Below are 25,712 nucleotides of genomic sequence, written 5' to 3'. Positions count from 1 at the left end.
TACCTCTGATCAACAGCGAAATGACGCAGACATTGGCAGCTGGACAGTGCAGTACCAACGGCACGCGGTCAGCACCGCGAGAGTTGGCGCTGGAATAAGAGAAGGGATTATACCGAGGCGCCCGAATTGCTCCCAGAGCGGCTGGTCAGCCCGCTTCGATACGGTTGCGCCCGGCATCCTTGGCCCGATAGAGCGCACGGTCGGCGCGCTCGAATACCTGCTCGGGCTGATCGGCCTCGGCGAAACTTGTGTACCCGCCCGATAGCGTCACTTGAATGCGCTCACCCTTGAAGTGGAACGGGCAGTTCTGAATGCCCGTACGCAGGCTTTCAAGCAAATTCAGGCCCGCCTCTGCCGGTGTTTCAGGCAGCAGTAGCGCAAACTCTTCTCCACCGAAACGGGCAATGAAATCAGTCTTGCGCAGCCGTTTGCGCAGCTCACCTGCAACGATCTTGAGCACGCGGTCGCCGGCGAGATGGCCAAAACTGTCATTGATGCGCTTGAAATGGTCGACGTCCAGCACGGCCAGCAGCAGCTGGCCGCCGTAGCGTTGCTGACGCGCCACTTCCAACTCCAGGCGTTCATCCCATGCAGCGCGGTTGGGAAGTTCGGTCAGCGGGTCACGCAAGGCGATTTGCCGCTGTTCTTCGAGACGATCTCGCATCGTGCTAGCAGCCAATTCAAGACTCGCAACCCGCTCAACTAGAACATTAAGCCTTTCACCAACAGTCTGCTCATGCTCGCCGCGCTGTTGCTCATAGGTATCGACAGTCTCGAGCAAACGATCAATTCGGGTCTGAACGGCATGCTTCAGCGTTGGGAGATCCTTGGCGTTGAGCATGCTGCTCTGTAAGCCATCCACCTGGTGACGAAGCTGCTCATCCAGCGCTTGTGCGGTTTCTCTGCTATGCGCGTGGCCTTCATGGGCGGAGCGCAGGTTGTCCTGCATGATCGCCAAGCGCTCATTGAGCTGCTTCAGATAACTTTCAAACTCGCGTTGCCCTTGGTCAGCGACCGCGATTATCAGTTGCGCCAGATCGTCCAGAAGCGGCACCAATTCATACCAGTTCAGCCCTTGCTCGATCCGCCCTCGAAGGGCGATCGACTGCGACTGATGATGCTCTGGCAACTGCAGACCATCGAGCAGGTTATACAACGCGGACTCCACCCGCTCGGCGATGGCGCTGTAGGCATACTCGGGTGACGCAGGGAGGTCATGATCGTCTGCCGCCGGAGCAGCGACAACCACCGACGCGCTAGCCGCTTCCAGACAGAGCGCTTCCTTCAGGTCATCACGGTCCGCCTCTATTGGGGGCAGGCAATCACCCTCGACCAACGGCTCGACTCGCGAAGTTAACGCTGCCTCGTCGGGCTCCGGCAGGTCCGTTCGATCGGCTTCGATAACCTCCGGAGAAGCCACAGCGCCGGCGTCCGACAGTTTTTCCGCACCCCGTGTCCGCTGGCCGAACAATCTGCCGAGCAGCCCCACCGAGCCCCCGGTCTCGGCTAGCTGCAAGGTCAGCGCTCGATCCTGGAAGTCACCCAACTCGCCCAGTAGAGCGGGCAACTCAATCGGCCGCGCGGCTCGCTCGTCGAGTTGCCGAGCAAAACGCTTCAACGGTTGGCGGATTTCTCGGGGCAGCGGTAATGTAAGCAGCTGCGCTACCAGACGGTGCAAAGACCGACTCAAGTGCTCCAGACGCTCCTGCTTGCGACGCTCGGTGTCCAGCACGGCGCGTTCGAGGCGCGGCACCAGCGCCGCCAGACGATCTTCGGGTACATCGTCGCGCAGGACTTCGCGAAGCTCATGCATGCACTGTTCGATGACTGGGTCGGTGCCATCCACTGCGTAGCTGCTGCGCACCAGGCTGCGCCGTAGCAAATCGAGATGCGAGCGCCAACGCTCTTCGAGCTGCTCTTGCTGTTCCACTAGCTGAAGGTACTTGTCCTTCCAGCGCTGCGTATCGTCGCTCATGTCGGCGTGCCTAGCGGCATTGGCAGAGCATCGCCATGCAACGAATCGGGCAAGCGAATCTCCACGGCTACGGGCAGATGGTCCGAACTGATCTTCGCCAGCACGTCGACGCGTTCGAGTGTCAGGCTTGGACTCAGCAATATATGGTCGAGGCAGCGCTGCGGACGCCAACTGGGAAAGGTCGCCTCGACCTGCGGGGCCTGCAGTCCAAGGTCACGCAGCGGAGAGTTTTCGAGCAGATCGCTGGCATGGGTATTCATGTCGCCCATCAATACCTGATGACGGTAGCCCCCGATCAGGTCGCGTATATAGGCCAGCTGGCGCGTTCTGGTACCACCGCCGAGCGCCAGGTGCATGATGACCACCGCCAGCGCATCCTCGCCTTCACCAAACCGCAGCAGGATGGCGCCGCGGCCGGACGGACCGGGTAACGGATGATCTTCCAGGCCCTGCGGCTCAAGACGGCTAAGCACGCCGTTACTGTGCTGGGCAAAACGACCCAGGTTGCGGTTCAGCTGTTGATACCAGTAAGGAAAGGACCCGAGCTGCGCGAGATGTTCCACCTGATTGATATAGCCGGAGCGCATGCTGCCGCCGTCTGCTTCCTGCAACGCCACCAGATCGTAGTTGCTGAGCAACTCGCCAATGCGCTGCAGATTCCCGGTTCGCCCCGGATGCGGCAACAGGTGCTGCCAGCTGCGGGTCAGGTAGTGATGGTAGCGCTCGGTGCTGATGCCGACCTGGATGTTGAAGCTGAGCAGGCGCAACCGGCCATTGCAGGGTAGCCCGCTGGAGTCCAGGCAGAGTGGATTGACCCGCGCCTGACCCGGTCCGGCCAGGCGTGGTGAACTCCAACGGCGAAGCATGTGGCGATTACCGGGCTGCTCGTTCTTTTTCGATCAGGAAGTCGGCGACTTCCAGCGCACGCTCCGGGCCGCCTGCGGAGCCGATATCGAAACGGTACTTACCATTGACGATCATGACCGGTACGCCCGTGATCTGATAGGCCATGGCCTGCTTTTTGGCCTGCTCGGCGCGGCTTTTCACACCGAAGGAGTTATAAGCCTTGAGGAACGCGTCCTGATCGACGCCTTCCCCAGTGAGAAATTCAGCCATCTTTTCTGGCGTGTCCAGCTTCTTGCCGTCGCGGTGATAGGCATTGAATACCGCGTCGTGAACCTTCTGCTCGACGTTCATGGATTCCAGCGCCAGGAACATCTGGCCATGGACGTTCCATACGCCACCGAACATGGCCGGGATGCGCTTGAAATCCACGTCATCTGGCAGCTCTGCGACCCATGGGTTGATGATCGGCTCGAACTGGTAGCAATGCGGGCAGCCGTACCAGAACAGCTCGACGACCTCGATCTTGTCCGGTTCGGCTACCGGTACCGGAGTCTTAAGTTCGACATATTCCTTGCCCGCCTGGAATTCCGCCGCGTGGACCGGCAAGCCGAACAGGCTGGCGGTTACGAGAACGGCACTGAGAACGAGTTTACGCATGGTGACTCCCTTGGCTTGAACGGCTGACCGATAGCGCCACAGGCTGCAGCAAATCATTCGTGCTCGCCAGCGCTTTTCGCCGCTTTTCAATATCTTGACAATCATTGTAGCGGTGCAAAACAAAAAGGGCGCTCAGGCTCTCACCTGAACGCCCCGTATAGGTTGCGCCGAAGTTATCAGTGCAGACCCTGGATGTAGCTCGACAGCGCTTCGATATCCTTGTTGCTCAGCTTGGCGGCGATGGTCCGCATAATCATGGTGTCACCGTCATTGGTGCGATTGCCTTCGCGGAAATCAGTAAGCTGCTTGGCCGTGTAGGCAGCATGCTGACCACCCAGCTGCGGGAAGCCCGCCAGGTCGTTACCGACGCCGTTCGGCGCGTGACAGCCAGTGCAGGCCGGCATGCCCAGGTCCAATTTGCCACCGCGGAACAGTTGTTCACCTTGCTCGACCAGCGCCGGATCGGCCATACCAACGGTCATCTTCTGACTAGCGAAATAGGCTGCGATATCAGCAAGATCCTGTTCGTTGTAAGGATCGAGCATGCCGGTCATCTCCAGCACCTTGCGTCCAACACCTTCAGGGGCGCCCGGGGTGCTGCCGGCCTTGATGTCCTGTAGCTGCTTGAACAGATAACTCTCGCCCTGGCCTGCCAGTTTGGGGAAGTTCGGTGCGGGACTGTTGCCATCAGCGCCGTGGCAGGCACCACAGACGGCAATCTTTTCCTGACCGGCTTCGGCATTTCCAGCCGCGTGGGCGATACCGGTGATGCCAAGGGTCAACAGCAGACTCACGAGTACTTTGTTCATCAGCTCATCCAACTACGGCTAAGGGTTTAAAAGAAGTCTTATTCGGCAGGCCAGCTAATGAGCCATGGCATGCTCGTTTTGAGGGTGGCATCTGGTCTCGCGTCGAACACGTTAGCGATAGCTCCCGCCGCAGCCGGCAAGCCGTTGTACCGGCTCTTTCAAGACCAAAGCGCACACAAAATCTGCGGCATTATATACTGGCGGCCCTGAAACGGAAATGAACCATTGCCGCACCCTGCGCGCTCACCGGAAAGCCCATGCTCCCAAAAAACCCGATTCTCGGCCTCTGCCAGCAAGCCACGTTCATGACCAGCGCCGCCAAGGTCGATCAATGCCCGGCTGACGAGGGCCTTGAAGTCGCATTCGCCGGCCGGTCGAATGCGGGTAAGTCCAGTGCGCTGAACACCCTCACCCACGCCAGCCTTGCCCGTACATCGAAGACGCCGGGTCGCACCCAGCTGCTCAATTTTTTCCGTCTCGATGACGACCGCCGACTGGTCGATCTTCCCGGCTATGGCTACGCCAAGGTGCCGATACCATTGAAGCAGCACTGGCAGCGCCACCTGGAAGCCTATCTGAGCAGTCGCGAGAGTCTCGCTGGCGTGTTTCTGATGATGGATATCCGCCATCCACTGACCGAGTTCGACCGAATGATGCTCGACTGGTCCACCGCCAGCGACATGCCACTGCATATCCTGCTGACCAAGTCAGACAAGCTAGCCTTCGGTGCGGCGAAGAACGCCCTGCTGGCAATCCAGCGAGACATTCGCAAGGGTTGGGGAGACGGCGTCAGCGTGCAGCTTTTCTCAGCGCCGAAACGTCAGGGCGTGGAAGAGGCACAGCTGGTGCTGGCGCAGCTGCTGGGGATGATCGGCGAGGACAGTGACGAGACTCACGGCGAACAATCGTCACAACACTGACCCCTTTATCCGATGCAATGCCGCCCGCCCTGGAATCGATCCAGAGCGGGCAGCCACTCACCGCTACTCGCGGTAGTCATCCACCGGCACGCACGCGCAAAACAGGTTGCGATCGCCAAAGACATTGTCGACCCTATTCACCGCCGGCCAATACTTATGCGCCTGAGAATGCGCACTCGGCGTCACGCCCTCGGCGATGCTGTAGGGACGATCCCAAACGCCGGTCACATCTGCCAGGGTGTGCGGCGCATGTACCAGCGGATTGTCCTCGGCCGGCCAGTCACCGCTCTCGACCTTGGCGATTTCGGCACGAATGCTCAGCATCGCTTCGACGAAGCGATCCAGCTCCACCTTCGATTCGCTCTCCGTAGGCTCGATCATCAAGGTGCCGGGCACGGGGAAGGACATGGTCGGCGCGTGGAAGCCGTAGTCGATGAGGCGCTTGGCGACATCTTCTTCGGTGATGCCGGTTTGCGCCTTCAACGGGCGCAGATCGATGATGCACTCATGCGCCACACGCCCGTTGCGGCCGCTGTAAAGCACCGGGAACGCCTCGTCGAGACGTACCGCCAGATAGTTCGCACTGAGAATCGCTATTTCCGTGGCATCGCGCAGCTGCGGCCCCATCATCGCGATGTACATCCAGCTGATCGGCAAAATGCTCGCGCTGCCCCATGGCGCCGCACTGACCGCGCCATTTTCCGGATTCGGCCCTTGCAGTTCGATCACCGGATGGTTGGAAACGAAAGGCAGCAGATGCGCCTTGATGCCGATCGGGCCCATGCCCGGGCCACCGCCACCATGAGGAATGCAGAAGGTTTTGTGCAGGTTCATGTGCGAAACGTCGGCACCAATGTCCGCTGGCCGCGCCAGCCCGACCTGGGCGTTGAGGTTGGCGCCGTCCATGTAGACCTGGCCGCCCTGGGCATGAATCGCCTCGCAGATCTCGCGAACGCCCTCCTCGTAAACGCCGTGGGTCGACGGATAAGTGATCATCAGGCAAGAGAGCTTGTCACCCGCCTCGGCAGCCTTGCGCTTGAGATCTTCCAGGTCGACGTTGCCCGCCTTGTCGCACTCGACAATGACGACGCGCATGCTGACCATCTGCGCCGACGCCGGGTTAGTGCCGTGAGCGGAGGACGGGATCAGACAGATATCGCGCTGACCTTCACCGCGACTCTCGTGGTATTTGCGGATCGCCACCAGCCCGGCGTACTCACCCTGGGCACCGGAGTTCGGTTGCATCGAGATTGCATCGAAGCCGGTGATCGCGCAAAGCCAGGCTTCCAGCTCCTCGATCATCAACTTGTAGCCCTGCGCCTGCTCGCGTGGCGCGAAGGGGTGCAAGTTGGCGAACTCGGGCCAGGTGATGGGGATCATCTCGCTGGTAGCGTTGAGTTTCATGGTGCAGGAACCGAGCGGGATCATCGCCTGGTTCAGCGCCAGATCCTTGTTCTCCAGCTGCTTGAGGTAGCGCAGCATCTCTGTTTCGCTGTGATGGGTATTGAAGACCGGGTGCGTCAGGTAGGCGCTGCTGCGCTGCAACTCGGAAGGGATGCCGCTGGGGATGTCACTCTCATCCAGCATGGCGATTTCCAGCCCGTGATCGGCACCCAGAAAGACATCGAGCAACTGCTGTACTGTCGCCTCGCTGCAGGTCTCGTCAAGACTGACGCCGAGCTTGCCACGCCCAAGAATGCGCAGGTTGACCCGTGCCGCTCGCGCGCTTTCGAGAATCGCCGTCTGCGCGCCGCCGACTTCCAGAGTTAGCGTATCGAAGAAATACTGATTGACGCGCTTGATGCCGTTTCGCTCCAGCGCACTGGCCAGGATCGAGGTTAGCCGATGGGTACGCTGGGCGATACGCTTGAGCCCCTCGGGCCCGTGATACACGGCGTAGCAGCTGGCGATATTGGCGAGCAGCACTTGCGCGGTACAGATGTTGGAGTTCGCCTTTTCGCGCCGAATGTGCTGCTCACGCGTCTGCAACGCCATGCGCAGCGCCGTGTTGCCGCGCGAATCCTTGGACACACCGATAATCCGCCCCGGCATCGCCCGCTTGAACGCATCACGCGTGGCGAAGTAGGCCGCATGCGGGCCGCCATAGCCCATCGGCACACCGAAGCGCTGAGTCGAACCGAGCACCACGTCGGCGCCAAGCTCACCCGGCGGGGTCAACAGCAGCAAGCTGAGCAGGTCGGCTGCGACGCAGGCCAGCGCTTGCTTGGCGTGCAGCTGCTCGATGGCCGGTCGCAGATCGCGAATCTCGCCGTGGGTGTCCGGATACTGCAGCAGCCCGCCGAACAGATCCTGTCCGTCAATCTCCTCGATCGTGCCAATTACCAGCTCGAAGCCGAACGCCTCGGCACGGGTCTGCATGACCGATAGCGTTTGCGGATGGCAGTTCTCGTCGACAAAGAAGCGGTTGCTCTTGCTCTTTGCCATGCGCCGCGCCAGGTTCATCGCCTCGGCCGCTGCGGTGGCCTCGTCGAGCAGCGACGCATTGGCCAGGTCCAGCCCGGTCAGGTCGATCGTCAGTTGCTGGAAATTCAGCAGCGCCTCCAGGCGGCCCTGGGCGATCTCCGGCTGATAAGGCGTGTAGGCGGTGTACCAGCCCGGATTTTCCAACACGTTGCGCAAAATGACTGGCGGCGTGATCGTGCCGTGGTAGCCCATGCCGATCAGGCTGGTCCAGAGCTCGTTCTTTTCAGCATAGCTACGTAGCCGTGCCAGCGCGCCCTGTTCATCCAGCGCCGGCGGCAGCGCCAGTTCATCCTTCAGGCGAATCGCCGGCGGCACCGTCTGTTCGATCAACTGCTCACGACTGGACAGCCCGAGCAAGTCGAGCATGGCCTGTTGTTCAGCCGCATCGGGACCGAGATGACGACGCAGGAAGGCGTCAGGTTGCTGGAGTTGGGAAAGGCGCGGCATTTGCGACATGACAGCTACTCTCGAAAAAAGGAAAGCCCCGACATAGCGGGGCTTCGTGATAGGGAACGCTTAAGCGTCAGCGTCGCAGGAGGCCTTGTAGCCCTCTGCATCGAGCAACTTGTCCAGCTCTGCGGCATCGTTCGGCTTGAGCCTGAAGAACCAGCTGCCATAGGGTTCGCTGTTGACCATTTCGGGCGAGTCGGTGAGCTGGTCATTGACGGCCACCACTTCCCCGGAAACCGGAGCGTAGATATCGGAAGCGGCTTTCACCGACTCCACCACGCCCGCCTGCTGTCCGGCTGCGAGCTGCTGGCCGACTTCCGGCAATTCCACAAACACAACGTCGCCCAGCGCTTCCTGGGCGTGATCGGAGATTCCGACAGTCACACTGCCGTCGGCTTCATGGCGGGCCCACTCGTGGCTGGCGGCGTAACGCAGATCGCTGGGGATGTCGCTCATTCTTATCTCCTCGAGAAACTGTCGGTTTGCGGGCACGAAGCAGGTTCTAACGGCCCGCTGCAATGAAGCAGTCGGCCGAATTTACACCAGTACTTTGCCGTGACGCACGAAAGTCGGCTGCACCACGCGCACCGGATACCATTTACCGCGAATTTCCACCTCGGCGCGGTCACCAGCTGCGGCAGGGACGCGCGCCAGCGCGATGGCTTTGCCAAGCGTAGGCGAAAAACTGCCACTGGTAATCTCGCCTTCGCCAAGGCCATTGACCCGTACGGTCTGGTGCGCACGCAGCACGCCGCGCTCTTCGAGCACCAGTCCCACCAGCTTCTGCAGGTCGCTCTGGGACTTCTGCGCCTCCAGCGCTGCGCGCCCGATGAAATCGCGCTCGGCTGGTTCCCAGGCTACGGTCCAGCCCATGTTGGCCTGCAGCGGCGAGACATCCTCGTTCATGTCCTGACCGTAGAGATTGAGCCCGGCCTCCAGACGCAGCGTGTCACGCGCGCCCAGGCCAATCGGTGAAATGCCGGCTCCGACCAGCTCACTTAGAAAGTCCGGAGCCTGTTCGGCCGGCAGGATGATTTCCAGGCCGTCCTCGCCGGTATAGCCGGTGCGACCGATGAACCAGTCACCGACGGCCCGCCCCTGGAATGGCTTGAGTTCGTTGATCAGCGCAGCGCGAGGTTGACTGACCAGTTCGGCTGTCTTGGCCCGCGCATTCGGCCCCTGAATAGCCAGCATTGCCAGCTCCGGGCGCTCGCTCACTTCGACCGAATAGCCTTCGGCCTGCGCCTGCATCCAGGCCAAATCCTTGTCGCGAGTGCTGGCGTTGACGACCAGGCGATAGCCCCAATCGGTGAGGTAGACAATCAGATCGTCGATCACCCCGCCGCGCTCATTGAGCATCGCCGTATAAAGCGCTTTGCCCACCTGCTCCAGGCGGCTCACATCGTTGGCCAGCAGGTGTTGGAGATAGGCCTTGGCGTCAGTACCAGCGACATCGACGACCGTCATATGGGAGACGTCGAACACTCCACAATCACGCCGCACCTGATGATGTTCTTCCACTTGGGAGCCGTAATGCAGCGGCATGTCCCAGCCGCCAAAATCAACCATCTTGGCGCCAAGTGCGAGGTGCTGATCGTAGAGGGGAGTACGCTGACCCATGGGTTTCTCCTTCCGGGCAGGTCGCCGAAGCGGCGTGGGTGAAGCTCATTAGAGCCGAGCAGACAAGCCCGACGATTTTTTGGATGGCGCATTGTAGCTTCAAGGTTGGGACAGGTCACGGTGAGGCGATGGAGCGAACTCAGCCGATCCGGCGGGCCGAACGGCGAATCAGCAGGATGACCGGCAGCAGCCCGACCAACACCAGCGTCAATGCCGGCAGCGCGGCACGCGCCCATTCACCCTCGCTGGTCATCTCGAAGATCCTTACCGACAGCGTGTCCCAGCCGAACGGCCGCATCAACAGCGTAGCCGGCATTTCTTTCAGCACGTCGACGAACACGAGCAACGCGGCACTCAGCGTGCCGGGCAGCAACAACGGCAGGTAAACCCGGAAAAACAGCCCCGCCCCACCCACACCGAGACTGCGCGATGCCTGCGGCAGCGAAGGTCGAATCCGTGCCAGCGCGCTTTCCAGCGGCCCGAACGCCACTGCCATGAAGCGAATCAGATAGGCCAGCAGCAAGGCACCGAGACTGCCCAGCAGTATCGGTTTTCCAGCACCGCCGAGCCAAGCGGATAGCGGAATGACCAACTCACGGTCCAGATAGCTGAACGCGAGCATGATCGAAACGGCCAGCACCGAGCCCGGCAGCGCATAGCCGAGATTGGCCAGGCCAACCGCTGCTTTAACCGTGCGCACCGGCGCCTGGCGCCGAGCGAAAGCCAGCAGCAGCGCCACCGCGACAGTGATCAACGCAGCCAACGCGCCGAGGTAGAGCGTGTGCAGAATCAGCGCGCCATAACGCTCATCGAAGTCGAAACGCCCGCGCTGCCAGAGCCAGACCAGCAATTGCAGCACCGGAATGACGAACGCGCAGAGGAACACCAGGCCACACCAGGCGCAGGCTGCAAAGGCCTTGAAACCGCGAAGACGATACAGCACGGCAGACCGCGCCCGGTCGTTGGCCGGCCGCGCTGCGCCGCGCGCGCGGCGTTCGCCATAGAGCACCAGCATCACCGCCAACAACAAAAGGCTGGCCAGCTGAGTCGCGCTGGTGAGGCTGAAAAAGCCATACCAGGTCTTGTAGATGGCGGTGGTGAAGGTATCGAAATTGAACACTGCAACAGCGCCGAAATCGGCCAGCGTCTCCATCAGCGCCAAAGCCAGTCCAGCCCCGATCGCCGGTCGCGCCATGGGCAGCGCGACACTCCAGAACGCCTTCCACGGCGACTGCCCGAGCACCCGCGCCGCCTCCATCAATCCTTTGCCCTGGGCGAGAAATGCCGACCGGGCGAGCAGGTAGACGTAAGGGTAGAACACCAGCACCAGCACGATGATCACGCCACCCGTGGAACGAACACGAGGGAAGCGCACCCCGGTGCCGAGCCATTCGCGGGCCAGCGTCTGCACCGGGCCGGAGAAATCCAGCAAGCCGATGAAAACGAATGCCAGCACGTAGGCGGGAATCGCGAAAGGCAGCATCAGCGCCCAATCCAGCCAGCGCCGGCCCGGGAATTCGCACAACGACGTCAGCCAGGCCAGACTGACTCCGAGAACCGTCACCCCAATCCCGACGCCCAGTACCAGCGTCAACGTATTGCTCAACAGCCGTGGTATCTGGGTCTCCCAGAGGTGCGACCAGATACTGGTGTCGATATCGCCCCAGCTGAACAGCAGAACGCTCAGCGGCAACAGCACCAGTGACGCGACTGCAAAGGAAATGGGATACCAACGGCGCTCGACGGGGTGGGACACGCAGACCTCGGAAGCAGATAAACAACGCCCCCGGCAAGCGGGGGCGTCGAGTATATCGGTACTGGAAGCTGGAAGCTGGAAGCAAGCTTCCAGCGGCTTCGCTGCCCGCTAGGCTTTTGCTTTTATTCAAGCTTCAAGCTTATGGCTGCTTTTACCTCCAGCCCGCGCGATCCATCAGCATTATGGCTTCAGCCTGACGCTTGCCAGCGACTTCGACCGGAATGGTGTCCGCCTTGAAATCGCCCCATGCGGCGACTTCCGCCGACGGCTCCACATTTGGGTTGGCGGGAAATTCCATATTGGTGCCGGCAAAGATGCTCTGTGCCTCGGGCGTCGTCATCCACTCGACCAGCTTTTGCGCCGCTTGCGGGTTGGGCGCGTGCTTGGTCAGCCCGATGCCGGAAAGATTGACATGAACACCGCGGTCTTCCTGGTTCGGCCAGAACAGCTTGGCTTTCAGGTCCGGGTCCTGCGCATGCAAGCGGCCGTAATAGTAGGTATTGACGATACCCACATCGCACTGCCCCGCGTCGACCGCCTGGATCACGGCATTGTCATCGGCAAAGACGTCGGTTGCGAGATTATTCACCCAAGCCTTGATGATCTCTTCGGTCTTCGCGGCACCGTGGGTTTCGATCAGGGTGGCCGTCAACGACTGGTTGTAGACCTTCTTGCTGGTACGCAGGCACAAACGGCCTTCCCAGCGCTCGTCCGCCAGCGCTTCGTAGGTGGTCAGTTCGCCTTCTTCGACCCGCTCCGGGGAATAGACGATGGTCCGTGCACGCAGCGACAAGCCGGTCCACGCATCGCTGGAGGAACGGTACTGGGCCGGGATGTTGTCCTTGATCACCTGTGAATCGAACGGTTGCAGGATGCCCATTTCTTCGGCCTGCCACAGGTTGCCGCCGTCCACCGTCAGCAGCAGATCTGCCGGAGTGTTCTCGCCTTCGGCCTTGATGCGGGCCATCAGCGGAGCTTCCTTGTCGGTGATGAATTTGACGTTGACGCCTGTTTTCGCCGTGTACGCATCGAAAACCGGCTTGATCAGCTCGTCGATCCGGGAGGAGTAAACCACTACTTCATCGGCAGCTTGCACAGCGCCTGACAGCGCGGTGAGCGTCAGAGCGGCGAGTAAACCTTTGCTTGCCTGCATGGGTCATGCCTCTTGTATCCGTGAAAGAGGCCAAATAGTAGTGAATGTCATTTACTTTCTCAACGCGACAATTCGCGCAGTCACCTGGATCAAGGCGAGTCGTCGATCACAATCGCGCCAGGTCCGGCAGGTCACCGCTCAGGCCCAGGGCCTGACGCACGAATATGGCCTTGGCTTCAGGAAGCGCCTGAATGCCTTTCAACCCGGCGTTGCGTAACCAGCGCAGCGGCAGATTGTCGGCCTGAAAAAGTCGCTCGAAGCCCTCCATCGCCGCCATCATGCTCAAGTTGTGCGGCTTCCGGCGCCGCTCGAAACGGGCCAGCACGCGCGGGTCGCCCAGCGGCGCTCCGCGTTCGATGGCCGCGAGCAGGACCTCCGCCAGCACCGCTGCATCGAGCAAGCCGAGATTCACGCCCTGCCCCGCCAGCGGATGGATGGTGTGCGCGGCATCGCCGATCAATGCCAGACCAGGCTGTGCATAGCGCTTGGCGTGCCGCTGACGCAGCGGAATACACAACCGTGGATCGACTTCCAACACTTCGCCCAGGCGGTATTCGAAAGCCCGACCGAGCGCCTGGCGGAACCCTTCATCATCCAGCGCCATCAGGCGCTGCGCCTCGCCGTCGGTGACCGACCAGACGATCGAGCACCAATGCTCATCGCCTTCACGCTGCAGTGGCAGGAATGCCAGCGGGCCATCGTCGGTGAAGCGCTGCCAGGCGGTCTGCTGGTTCGGCTCGGCACAGCGCACGCTGGTCACGATGGCATGATGCAGGTAATCCCATTCCCGGGTTTCACAGCCAGCCAGGCGGCGAACTGCGGAATTGGCGCCATCGGCCGCAATCACAAGGCCGGCGCTGAGTTGCTGCCCATCATCGAAGGTCAGGTTCCAGCCGCTTTCGGTCTGACGCAGCTGCTCTAGCCGCGCGGAAACGAGTTCGACCGAATCACAGCCGCTCAGCGCATCCAGCAACGCATACTGGACCACGCGATTCTCGACGATGTGGCCGAGCACCTCGGCATGCACGGACGCCGCAGAAAAGTGGATCTGACCCGTACCGGAGCCATCCCAGACATGCATGTCGCGGTAGGGGCTGACGCGGCGTTCGACAATCCCGGGCCAGGCACCGACGCGTTCGAGAATCCGCTGGCTGGCGGCGGACAGCGCGCTGACACGCGGCTCGAAGGGATCGGTTGGCGTGAACGGCTGAACGTCCAGCGGACCGGCGTCGACCAGCTTGATGGTAAGACCGGCGTCTTGCAGCGCCAGCGCCAGGGTGCTGCCGACCATCCCGGCACCAACAATGATGATGTCCGCTTGCATTATTGCTCTCCTGCGCGCCGAGCCTGTGGCTTGCGGCATGTCTAGTGGGTCTGCTTGCCGGTTCGCACGCGCATCGCTGCGGCTTATTCAGAAGGGTTGCCCTGCCGGCGCTGACGGCTTTCGCCAATGCTCAGCGTTCGCGGACGCCCAATCCCATGGCCTGTCGTGCAAACCAGGTCTTGGCCGGTGGCAAAAGATCCAGCCCCAGCAGACCAAGATTTCGTCCGGCAACTGACAAGCCCCCCGAATCACCGAACAGCTGGGTCACCCGATCGGAAAAACCCACGGTAAGCCATTGATCCGAACGCTGCCTTCGGTGGTATGCCTGCAGCACGGCCAGTTCACCGGGCCGCCCCGAACCGCCTAACAACGCGGCGGCCAACGCCTCGGTGTCCCGCAGCGACAGGTTGTAACCTTGGCCGGCGATCGGGTGCAAGCTGTGAGCCGCGTTACCTAATACGACCAAACTGGAGCGAACCTGCTCTTCGGCCTCGATCAATTCCAGTGGGTAGAGATGCCGCGCTCCAACCTGCTGAAAGCCGCCCAGGCGATAGCCGAACGCCTGCTGCAATTCGCCAATGAATTCCGCTTCGGGGAGCGCGACCAGGCGTGCCGCGTCCTGTTCCGGGCGCGTCCAGACCAGCGCGCAGCGATTGTCCTGCAGCGGCAACAGTGCCATCGGGCCTTCATCAGTGAAGCGCTCAAACGCCTGTCCGCCGTGAGGTTTGCCCGGCGTCACGTTGGCGATCAGCGCGGTCTGGCCATAAGGGGTCCGCTTGATCGCAATACCGAGCTGTTCGCGCAACGCCGAACGGCCGCCATCGGCCAGCACCGCCAGATCGCAGCCGAGCTGCTTGCCATCGGTCAGACTGAGGCGAAAACCATCTTCCACCGGCTGCATGCGGTCGACCTCGGCCGGACAGCGGCGAACCACGACCGCGTCGTCGAGCGCCTGCCACAGGCAATGGCCGATCCAGGCGTTCTCCACCACATAGCCCAGCGCCGGCACCTGCTCTTTCTTGGCGTCGAGCCGGGTAGCGCCTGCACGGCCGCGGTCGGACACCTGGATCTGGGTAATGGGTTCGGCACGCTGGGCAATCTGCTCCCAGACGCCAAGGCGCTGATAAATCAGCCGGGTGCCGTAGGACAGCGCCGTGGAACGGGCGTCGTAGCTCGGCTGGTATTCGCTGCCCGGCTCGAACGGCTCGATCAGCTCGATCGACCAGCCACGCGTCTTCGCTCCTTTTTGCAGCGCCAACGCCAAGCTGGCGCCGACAAGTCCGCCACCAATGATCGCCAGCGCGCTCATGGCTAAGCGACCTCGGCGGCAGCCGCCATCAATTGCTCGATCTCGGCGACGGACTTGGGCACGCCGCCGGTGAGAATTTCACAGCCGGTGCGAGTCACCACCACATCATCTTCGATGCGCACACCAATGCCGCGCCACTTCTTCGCCACGTCCTGATTGTCGGCGGCGATATAGATGCCAGGCTCGACGGTCATCGCCATGCCGGGCTCGAGCACGCGCCACTCGCCACCGACCTTGTAGTCGCCGACATCGTGTACGTCCATGCCCAGCCAATGGCCGGCGCGATGCATGTAAAACGGTTTATAGGCTTCTGTGGCGATCAGCTCCTCGATATCGCCTTCTAGCAGCCCCAACTCGACCAGTCCGGCGGTGATGACCTGAACGGTTGCCTCGTGCGCTTCGTTCCAGTGTTTGCCAGGCGCGATGTGCTTGAAGGCTTCTTCGTTGGCGGCCAGCACCAGTTCGTAAATGGCTTTCTGTTCAGGCGAGAAGCGACCATTGACCGGGAAGGTCCGGGTGATGTCGCTGGCGTAGCAATCGATTTCGCAGCCGGCGTCGATCAGAACCAAATCGCCATCCTTGAGCGCAGCATCGTTCTCGCGGTAATGCAGGATGCAGGCGTTCTTCCCCGCCGCGACGATCGAGCCGTACGCCGGCATTTTCGCCCCGCCCTTGCGAAACTCGTAATCCAGCTCCGCTTCGAGATGGTATTCGTAGAGGCCAGCACGACTGGCCTGCATGGCACGGATATGGGCGCGAGCGGAAATCTCCGCCGCGTGCTTCATCACCTTCACTTCGTTGGCTGACTTGTACAGACGCAAGTCGTGTAGCAGATGATCGAGGGCGACGAACTCGTTCGGCGGCTGTGCGCCCTGACGGGCCTTGGACCGGATGGTGTTGATCCACTCCATCAAGCGGTGATCGAACTCCTGGTTGCTGCCGATGGCGTAATAAACGCGCGAACGGCCTTCTATCAGGCCGGGGAGAATCTCGTCGATATCCCCGATGGGGAAGGCATCGTCCGCGCCATATTCGGCGATGGCGCCATCCTGGCCGGCCCGCAAACCGTCCCACAACTCGCGAGCCGGGTCGCGCTCACGACAGAACAACACGTACTCGCCATGCTCGCGACCGGGAATCAGTGCAATCACCGCTTCCGGCTCGGGAAAGCCGGAAAGGTACTGAAAGTCGCTGTCCTGACGGTAAATGTGCTCGACATCGCGGTTGCGGATGTACATTGGCGCGGCCGGAAGGATGGCGATGCTGTTGGGTTCCATCTCCGCCATCAGCACCTTGCGCCGGCGGGCGTATTCCGATTTCGGGATGCGGGTCATGGGCGGACGGTCCTCAATGCAGGGAAGGCTTGGGTGCCGGCGGCACTGGCTTGGCGCACTCGGTGAACAACAGCAACGGCGCGACGCGCAGATATTCCATGACTTCCATGTAATCGCTCTCACCATCTTCGGACTCGTCCAGCGAATCTTGGATTTGTGCGATGGCGGCCAGATCCTGCAGGACTTCCATGGCCTCACCGCTCAGTGCGCGATCACCGGCGACCAGGCCGAAGCCGGCCAGGAAGCTCTGGCACCACTGGCCCAGGGCAAGCGCGCGCTCGGCGAGCGGTGCATCGTCCGACGGCAACAGCAAAACGATGGCGATGTCATCACCGGCGAGCTCGCCCTTGACCATTTCCTGCAGGCCGATGAGCGCCTGATGCACCGACTCTTCGGGAGCGGAGCCGAGTAGCTCGGTGGCATCGGCAAGCCAGGATTCGGAATCGAAACCAGCCCCGGCGCAGCTGCGCCCGAGCAGAAAGCCGTGTAGTTCGGCAGGTGTGACAGATTGAGCACTGCTGGCCAGCAAAGTGGCGAAAGCAGCGTACGGCGAGTTCTGAATGGGCATGGCGGCTAGGCGCGCGGCGGCGCTAATGTCTAGAATGAAGGCCTCGTATCCTAGCATCGGCACGCGAGCCAAGACCATCGAAGCCGGACTGCCCACCGCTCGCGCCATTTACCCCGGGAATCCCATGGAAGACGCCGACCTGAAATTGCTGACCGCCAAGTTGGAACAGCTGATTCAGCACATCGAGCAACTCAAGGCGCAGAATCGCTTGCTGCTTCACAGCGAGCAGACATGGCGCGAAGAGCGCGCTCATCTGATCGAAAAGAACGAAATGGCGCGGGTGAAGGTCGAAGCGATGATTTCGCGCCTGAAAGCCCTGGAGCAGGACTCATGACCCAGCCGAACACCGTTACCGTGCACATCATGGATAAGGAATATTGCATTTCCTGCCCACCCGAAGAACGCAGCAATCTCGAAGGCGCCGCCCATTACCTGGACCGCAAGATGCGCGAAATCCGTAGCAGCGGCAAAGTCATCGGCGCGGACCGCGTCGCCGTGATGGCTGCGCTCAACATCACACATGAGCTGCTACACAAACACGATCGCCTTGATGCGGAAGCCAACAGTGCGCGTGAGCATGTGCGTGTTTTGCTGGAGCGGGTCGACAGCGCATTGGCCGCCGATCCAAACCCTTCCGGTAACCGATGAACGGCAGGCAGATTGAGTTATAATCCCGGCAACTCCCTGGCATGTTCGCCAGTCGGCGATGACCCTCTCCCGATAAGCAACACCATGGAGGCTACACGTAGTGCCGGTGTGCATGTCCGCCTGACGGAAAGCCTTAAGGTACTCTGTAGTCGCCACCTTGAACTCTCGGGTTCAAGGGCCTACGCGGGCAGCGGCATGCTGGGGAGCCTTATTTCATGATCGTAGCCACCGGCCTTTCGCGTCCGACGCTGCGACGCCAACTGCGGCAAGCACGCCGTCAGCTCTCCCCCATTCAACAACGCCAAGCTGCCAAAAATCTCTATAGGCAACTGGCCCAGCATCCGCTGTTTCGTCGCGCCCGCCACGTCGCGCTTTATCTGCCCAACGACGGCGAAATCGACCCGCGTGCACTTTTGCTGGAAGCGCAACGCCGCGGCAAGGCGACTTATCTACCCGTATTGAACGCCTGGCCCCGCACCCGCATGGCCTTTCAACGCATCATGCCGAACGAGCATCTGAAGTCGAACCGTTTCGGTATCGCCGAGCCGGCTTTTCGGCCCGCACGGCAGCGGCCGATCTGGACGCTCGATCTGGTTCTGATGCCATTGGTGGGGTTCGACGAGCACGGCGGTCGCCTGGGGATGGGGGGCGGTTTTTACGATCGCAGCCTGGCATATCGCAGCAGGCGCAAAAATGGTCACAAACCGACGCTATTGGGTCTCGCCCATGAATGCCAGAAAGTCGATCGACTTCCCCTTGCTAGCTGGGATGTGCCGCTGCAAGCGACGGTGACAGACCAGGGCTGGTACGCGAAGTGAAACGGAAGGCATTAAAACTGAGGTAACGGCCGCGTCCATGCGGCTCACCGAATCAGCGCTGGAGCTGCTGCGAGTGACTGATCGGCACCATCGAAGAACTATCATCCGGTCGTTCCCATAATCCCTGGGTATAGCCCGTAGTTACGACGCCGAGACCGAAAATCAGCACCAGGACCCAAAGAATATCTGGTTTGCGTTTCATAGTATTTCGCCTCCCCCTGCCAGGCGAACAGCTGCCGTCGAGTCAGTATCGTTTTCGTTTTCCAGACTCGACAATGCCCATCTCAAGCGCGGCATTCTCCGTCAAGCCCCGGCGCAGCGCAAACAGCCCTGCGACCGGTTGTCGGGGAATGGCGTCAAGAACCCTTCCGAACGAAATTGACGTGAGCAAAGACCATGCCGTACTGGCTGATGAAGTCCGAACCCGATGAGTTTTCAATTCAAGATCTGCAGCAACTAAGTACCGGGCGCTGGGATGGTGTCCGCAATTACCAGGCCCGGAACTTTCTGCGTCAGATGGTCGAAGGCGACTGCTTCTTCTTCTATCACTCGAGCTGCGCAACGCCAGGCATCGCTGGTATCGGCAGCATCACGCGCGCGGCCTACCCAGACCCGACCGCGCTCGACGTGCAAAGCCCTTACTTCGACGCCAAAGCCAATGAGGCGAAGAACCCCTGGAGCGCAGTCGATGTCGGCTTCGTCGAATGTTTCGCAGCCACGCTTACACTGCCTCGACTGAAGACTGTACCGGCGCTCGCGCAAATGCCGCTGGTGCAGAAGGGTAGTCGGCTCTCGGTGATGCCCGTCAGCGAGAGCGAGTGGCACGCCATCCTGGCGATGCGCTGAGCCAGACGGCGCCCCTTGCTCCGCGCTATTGGACGATTAGGTTATTGAACAGCAGGTCGTCCACTAGCGGCTTGCCCTCTTCCTGCGTGAGGACCGCCTGCACCTGCTTGAGCGCTTCCTGCCGTAGGGCCTCCTTGGACTCGACCGTCGAAAGGCTGGCATCGGTCTGCTGTGAAAACAGCGTCACCAACTGGTTGCGGATCAGCGGCTCGTGATGCTTGACCTTGGCTTCCGCCTCGGCGCCACTGACGCGCAAGGCAATATCGGCCTTGTAATACTTCAACCGGCCATCGGAACCGTAGTTGCCCACCAGTGCGGGCACCAGTGCGTAGTAAATGGTTTTCACCGCTGCTGAATCGGCGTCGGCTTCGGATGTTTCTGCAAGCGCCGGCAGCGCCATGCAAAGAGTGAGAAATATAGAAAGAATGCGCGTCACGAGGACAACTCCAAGGGATACGCCGTCAGCATAACCATTGCCCGGCACAGACCCAAGCCTGGCCTTATGTATTGCCATCAGGGCGGACCATGCTCATTGCACGGCACGTGCAGACTTCTAGACTGCTCCTATCCAGAAACGGCCACGCTCATCCCAAACGATAAAAGGAAACCCGATGAAAGCTGTCCTGTGCAAAGAATTCGGCCCGGCCGAAAACCTCGTCATCGAAGAAGCCGCTAGCCCGCAGATCAAAAAGGGCGAGGTGCTGCTCGACGTGCATGCCGCCGGCGTCAACTTCCCGGACACGCTGATGATCGAAGGCAAATATCAGTTCAAGCCGCCGTTTCCGTTTTCCCCAGGTGGCGAGGCCGCAGGCGTTGTCGCCGCCGTCGGCGAGAAGGTCACCCACCTGAAGGTCGGTGACCGCGTCATGGGCCTGACGGGCTGGGGCAGTTTCGCCGAGCAGGTTGCCGTGCCTGGCAACAACGTATTGCCGATTCCTCCAGCGATGGATTTCGAGACGGCGGCAGCGTTCAGCATGACCTACGGCACCTCGATGCATGCGTTGACTCAGCGGGCCAACCTGCAACCCGGCGAGACGCTTCTGGTACTGGGCGCATCGGGCGGCGTCGGATTGGCGGCTGTGGAGATAGGCAAGGCGATGGGCGCGAAGGTTATCGCCGCCGCTTCCACTGCCGAGAAACTCGAGATCGCAAAGAATGCAGGCGCTGACGAGCTGATCAATTACACCGAGACCAGCCTCAAGGATCGTCTGAAAGAGCTCACCGGCGGTCAAGGTGTGGACGTCATCTACGATCCGGTAGGCGGCAAGCTGTTCGAAGAGGCTTTCCGCAGCATCGGCTGGAATGGCCGCATGTTGGTGGTTGGTTTCGCTGCAGGGGATATTCCGTCGTTACCTGCGAACTTGCCGCTGCTCAAGGGCGCTTCGCTGATCGGAGTCTTCTGGGGCAGTTTTGCGCAGCGCCAGCCGCATGACAACGCCGCCAATTTCCGTCAGCTGTTCGCCTGGCACGCCGAAGGCAAGCTCAAACCCCTGGTCTCGCAGACTTTTGCGCTCGAGCAGACTGCCGAAGCGATCAATACGCTGGCCCAGCGCCGAGCTGTGGGCAAACTGGTCGTGAAGGTGCGTTAAGGCGAATTGGAAACAAGCGTAGGGTGGATGTCGTGTACATCCACCCTGTTTGCTGCAGGGTGAAGCGAGGGAGCTATCAGTGGGCAGTAACCGGAGCGTCGCCGCCCTGTTGCATGCGAGCCATTTCCTGAGCGTAGAGCGCGTCGAAGTTCACCGGTGCCAACATCAGAGCCGGGAACGAGCCACGCGTTACCAGGCTGTCCAGCGCTTCACGGGCATAAGGGAACAGGATGTTCGGGCAGAACGCGCCGAGGGTATGGCTCATCGCTTGGGCTTCGAGGCCCTTGATCAGGAAGATACCAGCCTGCTGAACCTCGGCGATGAAGGCCACTTCCTCACCGGTCTTGACGGTCACTGACAGCGTCAGCACAACTTCATGGAAGTCGTTTTCGAGCGATTTCTGCTTGGTGTTCAGATCCAGCGCAACGCTCGGATTCCACTCCTGACGGAAGATTTCCGGGCTTTTGGGCGCCTCGAAGGAGAGGTCACGGACATAGATCCGCTGCAGGGAAAACTGCGCACCCTGCTCTTCCTGACCAGCAGCCGCGCCGTTGTTCGCTTGTTCAGTCATGTGAAACCTTCTTGTTGTCCATGTGTTGGTGATCGTCCTGCCAGCATCAGTGCTTGTCGGCCGTCCGGCAGGTCTGGTATGGAGTCATGCCTGCAGCATCGCATCCAGCCGCCCTGCCCGCTCCAGTGCGTGCAGCTCATCGCAGCCGCCGACATGCGCATCGCCTATCCATATTTGCGGTACAGAGGTACGTCCGGCCTTGCTTGCCATTTCCGAACGCAATGCGGGTTTGCCGTCGACGGCAATTTCCTCGTAACTGACACCCTTGCGATCGAGCAGACCCTTGGCTCGAATGCAGAACGGGCACCAGGCGGTGGTATAGATGACGACTTTAGGCATAGTTACTTGACCACTGGCAGATTCTCGCCGCGCCAGCCGGAAATCCCTCCGGACAGCTTGGCGGCAGTGAAGCCTGCCTTCTGCAGCTCGCGGCAGGCCGTTCCGGCGTGCTGACCCATGGCATCGACGACGACGATCGTCTTGGCCTTGTGCTTTTCCAGCTCGCCTACTCGGCTGACCAGCTTCTCGTAGGGAATGTTCAATGAATCGACGATGTGACCGGCGTCGAACTCCTTCTTAGCGCGCACGTCCAACACCACGCCTTCGTCGCGGTTGACCAGAGCGGTCAGCTCGCGATTGCTCAGACTTTTACCGCCTTTACGCGCTTCGGTGACGGCTAAGAGAACCAACAGCACCAAAAAGATGCTGACTAGAACATAGTGGTTAGAGACAAATTCAATCAGGTTAGCGACCATCAAAAGGGTACCCGGAGGATAAAATGCGGGCCAGTATACACAGCCCCTCCCCCAGGCTGAACCCTGCTGCAAACCGCTGGAAAATGTCGCAATCGGTGGCTAGACCGGGCGAAACGACCATTGAATGACAGCTCCCGGCTGGCCCGTAGGGCGGGCTTTAGCGAGCAAAGAGTCAAAACGCCCAGCGTCGCAATGAGCTTTTGGAACTCGCTCAACGCTGCATAGCCGAGCGCAGTGATCCTTTAACGGCCTGCCAATCGTGACCATAAACCGGCCAATCAGTAGACTGGCCACCATTTTTGCGCCCTCGTACAAGGAGCCAAGTAGATGCCCGCCGCGCCCAAACCTCTCGTATTGATGATTCTCGATGGCTTCGGACATAGCGACAGCCCCGAATTCAACGCTATTCATGCCGCCAACAAGCCCGTCTATGACCGCTTGCGCGCGACCCAGCCGCACGGATTGATCTCCGGCAGCGGCATGGACGTCGGTCTTCCGGACGGCCAGATGGGCAACTCCGAGGTCGGCCATATGAATTTGGGCGCGGGCCGCGTGGTGTACCAGGACTTCACACGCGTGACCAAATCCATCCGCGACGGCGATTTCTTCGAGAACCCGAACATCTGCGCCGCTGTGGACAAGGCTGTGGCAGCTGGCAAAGCGGTGCATATCCTCGGCCTGCTCTCCGACGGCGGCGTCCATAGCCATCAGGATCATCTGGTCGCCATGGCCGAGCTGGCGGCCAAGCGCGGCGCCGAGAAGATCTACCTACATGCCTTCCTCGACGGTCGCGACACCCCGCCAAAAAGCGCGCAGCACTCGATCGAGCTGTTGCAAGCCACTTTCACTCGCCTGGGCAAGGGCCGCATCGCCAGCCTGATCGGCCGCTATTTCGCCATGGATCGGGACAACCGCTGGGATCGCGTCGAGCAGGCCTACAACCTGATCGTCGATGGCGCCGCGACTTATCGCTCTGACTACGCAGTGGATGGCCTGATCGCCGCCTACGAGCGCGGCGAAAGCGACGAGTTCGTCAAAGCCACGGGTATTGGCGAGCCGGTTCGCGTGGAAGATGGCGATGCCGTGGTGTTCATGAACTTCCGCGCCGACCGTGCGCGCGAACTGACCCGCTGCTTCGTCGAGCCCGGCTTCAACGAGTTCCAGCGTGTCCGCGCCCCACAACTAGCCGGTTTCGTCATGCTCACTCAGTACGCCGCAAGCATTCCCGCGCCGGCTGCCTTCGCACCGGAAGCGCTGACCAATGTGCTGGGTGAATACCTGGCGAACAACGGCAAGACCCAGCTGCGCATCGCCGAGACCGAGAAATACGCGCACGTCACGTTCTTCTTCTCTGGCGGCCGCGAAGAGCCCTTTGCCGGCGAAGAGCGCATTCTCATTCCCTCGCCACAGGTCGCCACCTATGACCTGCAGCCGGAAATGAGCGCACCTGAGGTGACCGATCGCATCGTCGATGCCATCGAGAACCAGCGCCACGACGTGATCATCGTCAACTACGCCAACGGCGACATGGTCGGCCATACCGGCGTGTTCGATGCCGCGGTGAAGGCCGTCGAATGTCTGGACAAGTGCATCGGACGCATCGTCGAAGCGCTGGACAAGGTGGGCGGCGAGGCGCTGATCACCGCCGATCACGGCAACGTCGAGCAGATGGAAGACGCCATGACCGGCCAGGCTCACACCGCCCACACCTGCGAACCGGTGCCGTTCATTTATTACGGCAAGCGGAACCTGACGATCCGCGAAGGCGGCGTGCTCGCCGATGTGGCCCCGACCATGCTGACGCTGCTGGGCCTGCCAGTGCCGGCGGAGATGACCGGGCGCTCGATCGTCGAACTGAAAGACTGAAGACTGGAAGCTGGAAGCTGGAAGCCAAGCTCTTGCTTCCAGCTTAGGCTTCAAGCTTCCGGCTGTTTTTTTAGGCATACTACGGCGGTCGTCGATCGCTCGGTTACACCCTCTCATGCCTCGTATTCTTCTCGCATTCGCGCTTTTTTGCCTGCTCGGCTCTGCCATGGCGGACGAGCGCGCCGACGCTCGCAAACAGATCGAAGCGGCCCGCCAGGACGTAGCCGAACTGCAAAAGCTGCTCAAGCAGATCGAGCAGGAGAAATCTACTGTCCAGAAGCAGCTGCAAACAACTGAAAGCGAGATGGGCCAGCTGGAAAAGCAGGTCGATTCACTGCAACAGGAAATCGACCGCAGCGAAGCGGAGCTGGAACGGCTCAACGAAGAGAAGACCACCCTTGAAGGCGCTCGTATCGAGCAGCAGCGCCTGATTGGCATTCAGGCACGCGCGGCGTATCAGAGCGGTCGTCAGGAATACCTGAAGCTCCTGCTCAACCAACAGAACCCGGAAAAATTCAGCCGCACCCTGACGTATTACGACTACCTCAGCAAAGCTCGTTTCGAGCAGGTCGCCAATTTCAACGAAACGCTCAGCCAGCTGGCCAACGTCGAAGCCGGCATCGAGGTGCAGCAGGCAACCCTGGCCGAGCAGCAGGATGGACTAAAGGAACGACGCGCCCAACTCGCTGAAGTGAGCAAAGAGCGTCAGCTGGCGCTGGCCAAACTCGACCGCGACTATTCCAGCCGTGATCAAAAGCTCAAGGCCCGTAAACAGGAGCAGGCGCAGCTCGAGCGTGTACTCAAGACCATCGAGGAAACCCTGGCACGCCAGGCACGTGAAGCCGAGCAGGCACGTCAGCGTGCCCTTGCACTGGCTCGCGAGGAACAATCACGACGCCAGCAGGCCGGTAGTGCCGCTCCCGCAGCAACCGGCCCTACCGTATCGAGTGCCGGCGGCAATTTTGGCGGGCCCTTCGCCAGCGCTAAGGGCAAGCTGCCCTGGCCGGTGGATGGAAGATTAGTCGCTCGCTACGGCACTCCACGCGGCGGCGATGCTCGAACCAAGTGGGACGGCGTGCTGATCGGCGCAGCCTTGGGCAGCCAAGTGCGCGCCGTGCACGGCGGCCGAGTGGTATTTGCCGATTGGCTGCGCGGTGCGGGTCTGCTGGTGATTCTGGACCACGGCAACGGCTATCTGAGCCTGTACGGCCACAATCAGAGCCTGTTGCGCGACGCCGGAGACATCGTCAAGGCGGGCGATCCGATCGCCACCGTAGGAAACAGTGGCGGGCAGGAAGCCGCTGCGCTGTACTTCGCCATTCGTCAGCAGGGTCGCCCGAGCGATCCGGCGGTTTGGTGCCGTGCGCAAGGCTAGACCAGCCATTGAATGCGCCTTCATAACCGGAGTTCGACA

25 protein-coding genes and 1 other RNA gene are annotated in these 25,712 nt (G+C 61.0%); 9 read left to right on the top strand and 17 right to left on the bottom strand.

The features are described from left to right. Positions 1-145: 145 nt before the first annotated feature. The 4 genes from NA647_RS04140 to NA647_RS04125 form a co-directional block, all read right to left on the bottom strand. Positions 146-1,975, bottom strand: coding sequence for a GGDEF domain-containing protein (locus NA647_RS04140; protein WP_256056539.1), 1,830 nt, complete (start codon positions 1,973-1,975; stop codon positions 146-148). Then, positions 1,972-2,841 (bottom strand): endonuclease/exonuclease/phosphatase family protein, encoded by an 870-nt coding sequence (locus tag NA647_RS04135; protein WP_256056538.1) that lies wholly within the window; start codon positions 2,839-2,841, stop codon positions 1,972-1,974. Before NA647_RS04135 ends, NA647_RS04140 begins: the two co-directional genes overlap by 4 nt. 7 nt (positions 2,842-2,848) lie before the next feature. Next, on the bottom strand, positions 2,849-3,478 hold the full coding sequence (locus NA647_RS04130) for a thiol:disulfide interchange protein DsbA/DsbL (protein ID WP_256056537.1): 630 nt from the start codon (positions 3,476-3,478) through the stop codon (positions 2,849-2,851). A gap of 176 nt (positions 3,479-3,654) precedes the next feature. Further along, positions 3,655-4,287, bottom strand: coding sequence for a c-type cytochrome (locus NA647_RS04125; RefSeq protein WP_256056536.1), 633 nt, complete (start codon positions 4,285-4,287; stop codon positions 3,655-3,657). 257 nt (positions 4,288-4,544) lie between these two features. Here NA647_RS04125 and yihA point away from each other — a divergent pair, with 257 nt between their 5' ends. Then, a complete protein-coding gene (yihA, locus tag NA647_RS04120) occupies positions 4,545-5,207 on the top strand; it encodes a ribosome biogenesis GTP-binding protein YihA/YsxC (protein WP_256056535.1) in 663 nt (220 codons plus the stop codon). 63 nt (positions 5,208-5,270) lie between these two features. On the opposite strand, the gene gcvP is transcribed toward yihA, so the two are convergent. The 9 genes from gcvP to NA647_RS04075 form a co-directional block, all read right to left on the bottom strand. After that, entirely contained in the window at positions 5,271-8,147 is a 2,877-nt protein-coding gene (gene gcvP / locus NA647_RS04115) for an aminomethyl-transferring glycine dehydrogenase (protein WP_256056534.1), read from the bottom strand. Positions 8,148-8,207: 60 nt separating this feature from the next. Next, complete coding sequence (gcvH, locus tag NA647_RS04110; protein WP_256047607.1) at positions 8,208-8,597, bottom strand: glycine cleavage system protein GcvH; 390 nt, start codon at positions 8,595-8,597, stop codon at positions 8,208-8,210. 81 nt (positions 8,598-8,678) lie between these two features. Further along, a complete protein-coding gene (gene gcvT, locus NA647_RS04105) occupies positions 8,679-9,761 on the bottom strand; it encodes a glycine cleavage system aminomethyltransferase GcvT (RefSeq protein ID WP_256056533.1) in 1,083 nt (360 codons plus the stop codon). 139 nt (positions 9,762-9,900) lie between these two features. Beyond that, positions 9,901-11,517: an ABC transporter permease gene (locus tag NA647_RS04100; RefSeq protein ID WP_256056532.1), complete on the bottom strand. Its 1,617-nt coding sequence runs from the start codon at positions 11,515-11,517 to the stop codon at positions 9,901-9,903. 151 nt (positions 11,518-11,668) lie between these two features. Next, positions 11,669-12,670 (bottom strand): extracellular solute-binding protein, encoded by a 1,002-nt coding sequence (locus NA647_RS04095; RefSeq protein WP_256056531.1) that lies wholly within the window; start codon positions 12,668-12,670, stop codon positions 11,669-11,671. Positions 12,671-12,776: 106 nt separating this feature from the next. Next, on the bottom strand, positions 12,777-13,994 hold the full coding sequence (locus NA647_RS04090; RefSeq protein ID WP_256056530.1) for a 2-octaprenyl-3-methyl-6-methoxy-1,4-benzoquinol hydroxylase: 1,218 nt from the start codon (positions 13,992-13,994) through the stop codon (positions 12,777-12,779). Positions 13,995-14,124: 130 nt separating this feature from the next. After that, the gene (gene ubiH, locus NA647_RS04085) at positions 14,125-15,303 is read right to left on the bottom strand and encodes a 2-octaprenyl-6-methoxyphenyl hydroxylase (protein WP_256056529.1); all 1,179 of its coding nucleotides are present in this window, start codon (positions 15,301-15,303) and stop codon (positions 14,125-14,127) included. A 2-nt stretch (positions 15,304-15,305) separates the two neighbouring features. Continuing rightward, complete coding sequence (pepP, locus tag NA647_RS04080) at positions 15,306-16,637, bottom strand: Xaa-Pro aminopeptidase (RefSeq protein ID WP_256056528.1); 1,332 nt, start codon at positions 16,635-16,637, stop codon at positions 15,306-15,308. 13 nt (positions 16,638-16,650) lie between these two features. Next, entirely contained in the window at positions 16,651-17,205 is a 555-nt protein-coding gene (locus NA647_RS04075) for a YecA family protein (RefSeq protein ID WP_256056527.1), read from the bottom strand. 124 nt (positions 17,206-17,329) lie between these two features. On the opposite strand from NA647_RS04075, the gene NA647_RS04070 reads away from it, so the two are divergent. The 5 genes from NA647_RS04070 (at position 17,330) to NA647_RS04050 (ending at position 19,517) form a co-directional block, all read left to right on the top strand. Then, positions 17,330-17,539, top strand: coding sequence for a TIGR02449 family protein (locus NA647_RS04070; protein ID WP_131651321.1), 210 nt, complete (start codon positions 17,330-17,332; stop codon positions 17,537-17,539). Further along, positions 17,536-17,853, top strand: a complete 318-nt coding sequence (locus NA647_RS04065; RefSeq protein WP_131651320.1) for a cell division protein ZapA — start codon at positions 17,536-17,538, stop codon at positions 17,851-17,853. Before NA647_RS04070 ends, NA647_RS04065 begins: the two co-directional genes overlap by 4 nt. Positions 17,854-17,883: 30 nt before the next feature. Beyond that, a non-coding RNA gene (ssrS, locus tag NA647_RS04060) (6S RNA) lies at positions 17,884-18,062 on the top strand. Between the two features lie 6 nt (positions 18,063-18,068). Then, complete coding sequence (locus tag NA647_RS04055; RefSeq protein WP_256056526.1) at positions 18,069-18,671, top strand: 5-formyltetrahydrofolate cyclo-ligase; 603 nt, start codon at positions 18,069-18,071, stop codon at positions 18,669-18,671. Positions 18,672-19,067: 396 nt separating this feature from the next. After that, entirely contained in the window at positions 19,068-19,517 is a 450-nt protein-coding gene (locus NA647_RS04050) for an EVE domain-containing protein (protein WP_256056525.1), read from the top strand. A 25-nt stretch (positions 19,518-19,542) separates the two neighbouring features. Here the strand turns inward: NA647_RS04050 and NA647_RS04045 are convergent, their stop codons facing one another. Continuing rightward, positions 19,543-19,917 carry a flagellar basal body-associated protein FliL gene (locus tag NA647_RS04045; protein WP_272889570.1) on the bottom strand — a complete coding sequence of 125 codons (375 nt, stop codon included), beginning with the start codon at positions 19,915-19,917 and terminating at the stop codon, positions 19,543-19,545. Between the two features lie 211 nt (positions 19,918-20,128). Between NA647_RS04045 and NA647_RS04040 the strand changes: the two genes are divergently transcribed. Next, positions 20,129-21,106: an NADPH:quinone oxidoreductase family protein gene (locus NA647_RS04040; protein WP_256047596.1), complete on the top strand. Its 978-nt coding sequence runs from the start codon at positions 20,129-20,131 to the stop codon at positions 21,104-21,106. A 76-nt stretch (positions 21,107-21,182) separates the two neighbouring features. Here the strand turns inward: NA647_RS04040 and secB are convergent, their stop codons facing one another. From secB to NA647_RS04025, 3 genes are all read right to left on the bottom strand, one after another. After that, positions 21,183-21,677, bottom strand: a complete 495-nt coding sequence (secB, locus tag NA647_RS04035; protein WP_131651315.1) for a protein-export chaperone SecB — start codon at positions 21,675-21,677, stop codon at positions 21,183-21,185. Between the two features lie 84 nt (positions 21,678-21,761). Then, positions 21,762-22,016 carry a glutaredoxin 3 gene (gene grxC, locus NA647_RS04030; RefSeq protein WP_131651314.1) on the bottom strand — a complete coding sequence of 85 codons (255 nt, stop codon included), beginning with the start codon at positions 22,014-22,016 and terminating at the stop codon, positions 21,762-21,764. 2 nt (positions 22,017-22,018) lie between these two features. Then, positions 22,019-22,432 carry a rhodanese-like domain-containing protein gene (locus NA647_RS04025; protein WP_256047595.1) on the bottom strand — a complete coding sequence of 138 codons (414 nt, stop codon included), beginning with the start codon at positions 22,430-22,432 and terminating at the stop codon, positions 22,019-22,021. Between the two features lie 327 nt (positions 22,433-22,759). Here NA647_RS04025 and gpmI point away from each other — a divergent pair, with 327 nt between their 5' ends. Continuing rightward, on the top strand, positions 22,760-24,298 hold the full coding sequence (gpmI, locus tag NA647_RS04020) for a 2,3-bisphosphoglycerate-independent phosphoglycerate mutase (RefSeq protein WP_256056522.1): 1,539 nt from the start codon (positions 22,760-22,762) through the stop codon (positions 24,296-24,298). Positions 24,299-24,413: 115 nt separating this feature from the next. Then, positions 24,414-25,673, top strand: coding sequence for a murein hydrolase activator EnvC family protein (locus NA647_RS04015; RefSeq protein WP_256056521.1), 1,260 nt, complete (start codon positions 24,414-24,416; stop codon positions 25,671-25,673). The last annotated feature ends 39 nt before the right edge of the window (positions 25,674-25,712 follow it).

The sequence above is a fragment of the Stutzerimonas stutzeri genome, from assembly GCF_024448985.1.
GTDB lineage: Bacteria > Pseudomonadota > Gammaproteobacteria > Pseudomonadales > Pseudomonadaceae > Stutzerimonas > Stutzerimonas stutzeri_AP.
This window is presented reverse-complemented; position numbering and strand designations above follow the sequence as displayed.

Coding starts and splice junctions, on each gene's coding strand:
- NA647_RS04140 (WP_256056539.1), bottom strand. CDS start 1,975: ATGAGCGACGATACGCAGCGCTGGAAGGACAAGTACCTTCAGCTAGTG.
- NA647_RS04135 (WP_256056538.1), bottom strand. CDS start 2,841: ATGCTTCGCCGTTGGAGTTCACCACGCCTGGCCGGACCGGGTCAGGCG.
- NA647_RS04130 (WP_256056537.1), bottom strand. CDS start 3,478: ATGCGTAAACTCGTTCTCAGTGCCGTTCTCGTAACCGCCAGCCTGTTC.
- NA647_RS04125 (WP_256056536.1), bottom strand. CDS start 4,287: ATGAACAAAGTACTCGTGAGTCTGCTGTTGACCCTTGGCATCACCGGT.
- yihA (WP_256056535.1), top strand. CDS start 4,545: ATGCTCCCAAAAAACCCGATTCTCGGCCTCTGCCAGCAAGCCACGTTC.
- gcvP (WP_256056534.1), bottom strand. CDS start 8,147: ATGTCGCAAATGCCGCGCCTTTCCCAACTCCAGCAACCTGACGCCTTC.
- gcvH (WP_256047607.1), bottom strand. CDS start 8,597: ATGAGCGACATCCCCAGCGATCTGCGTTACGCCGCCAGCCACGAGTGG.
- gcvT (WP_256056533.1), bottom strand. CDS start 9,761: ATGGGTCAGCGTACTCCCCTCTACGATCAGCACCTCGCACTTGGCGCC.
- NA647_RS04095 (WP_256056531.1), bottom strand. CDS start 12,670: ATGCAGGCAAGCAAAGGTTTACTCGCCGCTCTGACGCTCACCGCGCTG.
- NA647_RS04090 (WP_256056530.1), bottom strand. CDS start 13,994: ATGCAAGCGGACATCATCATTGTTGGTGCCGGGATGGTCGGCAGCACC.
- ubiH (WP_256056529.1), bottom strand. CDS start 15,303: ATGAGCGCGCTGGCGATCATTGGTGGCGGACTTGTCGGCGCCAGCTTG.
- pepP (WP_256056528.1), bottom strand. CDS start 16,637: ATGACCCGCATCCCGAAATCGGAATACGCCCGCCGGCGCAAGGTGCTG.
- NA647_RS04075 (WP_256056527.1), bottom strand. CDS start 17,205: ATGCCCATTCAGAACTCGCCGTACGCTGCTTTCGCCACTTTGCTGGCC.
- NA647_RS04070 (WP_131651321.1), top strand. CDS start 17,330: ATGGAAGACGCCGACCTGAAATTGCTGACCGCCAAGTTGGAACAGCTG.
- NA647_RS04065 (WP_131651320.1), top strand. CDS start 17,536: ATGACCCAGCCGAACACCGTTACCGTGCACATCATGGATAAGGAATAT.
- NA647_RS04055 (WP_256056526.1), top strand. CDS start 18,069: ATGATCGTAGCCACCGGCCTTTCGCGTCCGACGCTGCGACGCCAACTG.
- NA647_RS04050 (WP_256056525.1), top strand. CDS start 19,068: ATGCCGTACTGGCTGATGAAGTCCGAACCCGATGAGTTTTCAATTCAA.
- NA647_RS04045 (WP_272889570.1), bottom strand. CDS start 19,917: ATGGCGCTGCCGGCGCTTGCAGAAACATCCGAAGCCGACGCCGATTCA.
- NA647_RS04040 (WP_256047596.1), top strand. CDS start 20,129: ATGAAAGCTGTCCTGTGCAAAGAATTCGGCCCGGCCGAAAACCTCGTC.
- secB (WP_131651315.1), bottom strand. CDS start 21,677: ATGACTGAACAAGCGAACAACGGCGCGGCTGCTGGTCAGGAAGAGCAG.
- grxC (WP_131651314.1), bottom strand. CDS start 22,016: ATGCCTAAAGTCGTCATCTATACCACCGCCTGGTGCCCGTTCTGCATT.
- NA647_RS04025 (WP_256047595.1), bottom strand. CDS start 22,432: ATGGTCGCTAACCTGATTGAATTTGTCTCTAACCACTATGTTCTAGTC.
- gpmI (WP_256056522.1), top strand. CDS start 22,760: ATGCCCGCCGCGCCCAAACCTCTCGTATTGATGATTCTCGATGGCTTC.
- NA647_RS04015 (WP_256056521.1), top strand. CDS start 24,414: ATGCCTCGTATTCTTCTCGCATTCGCGCTTTTTTGCCTGCTCGGCTCT.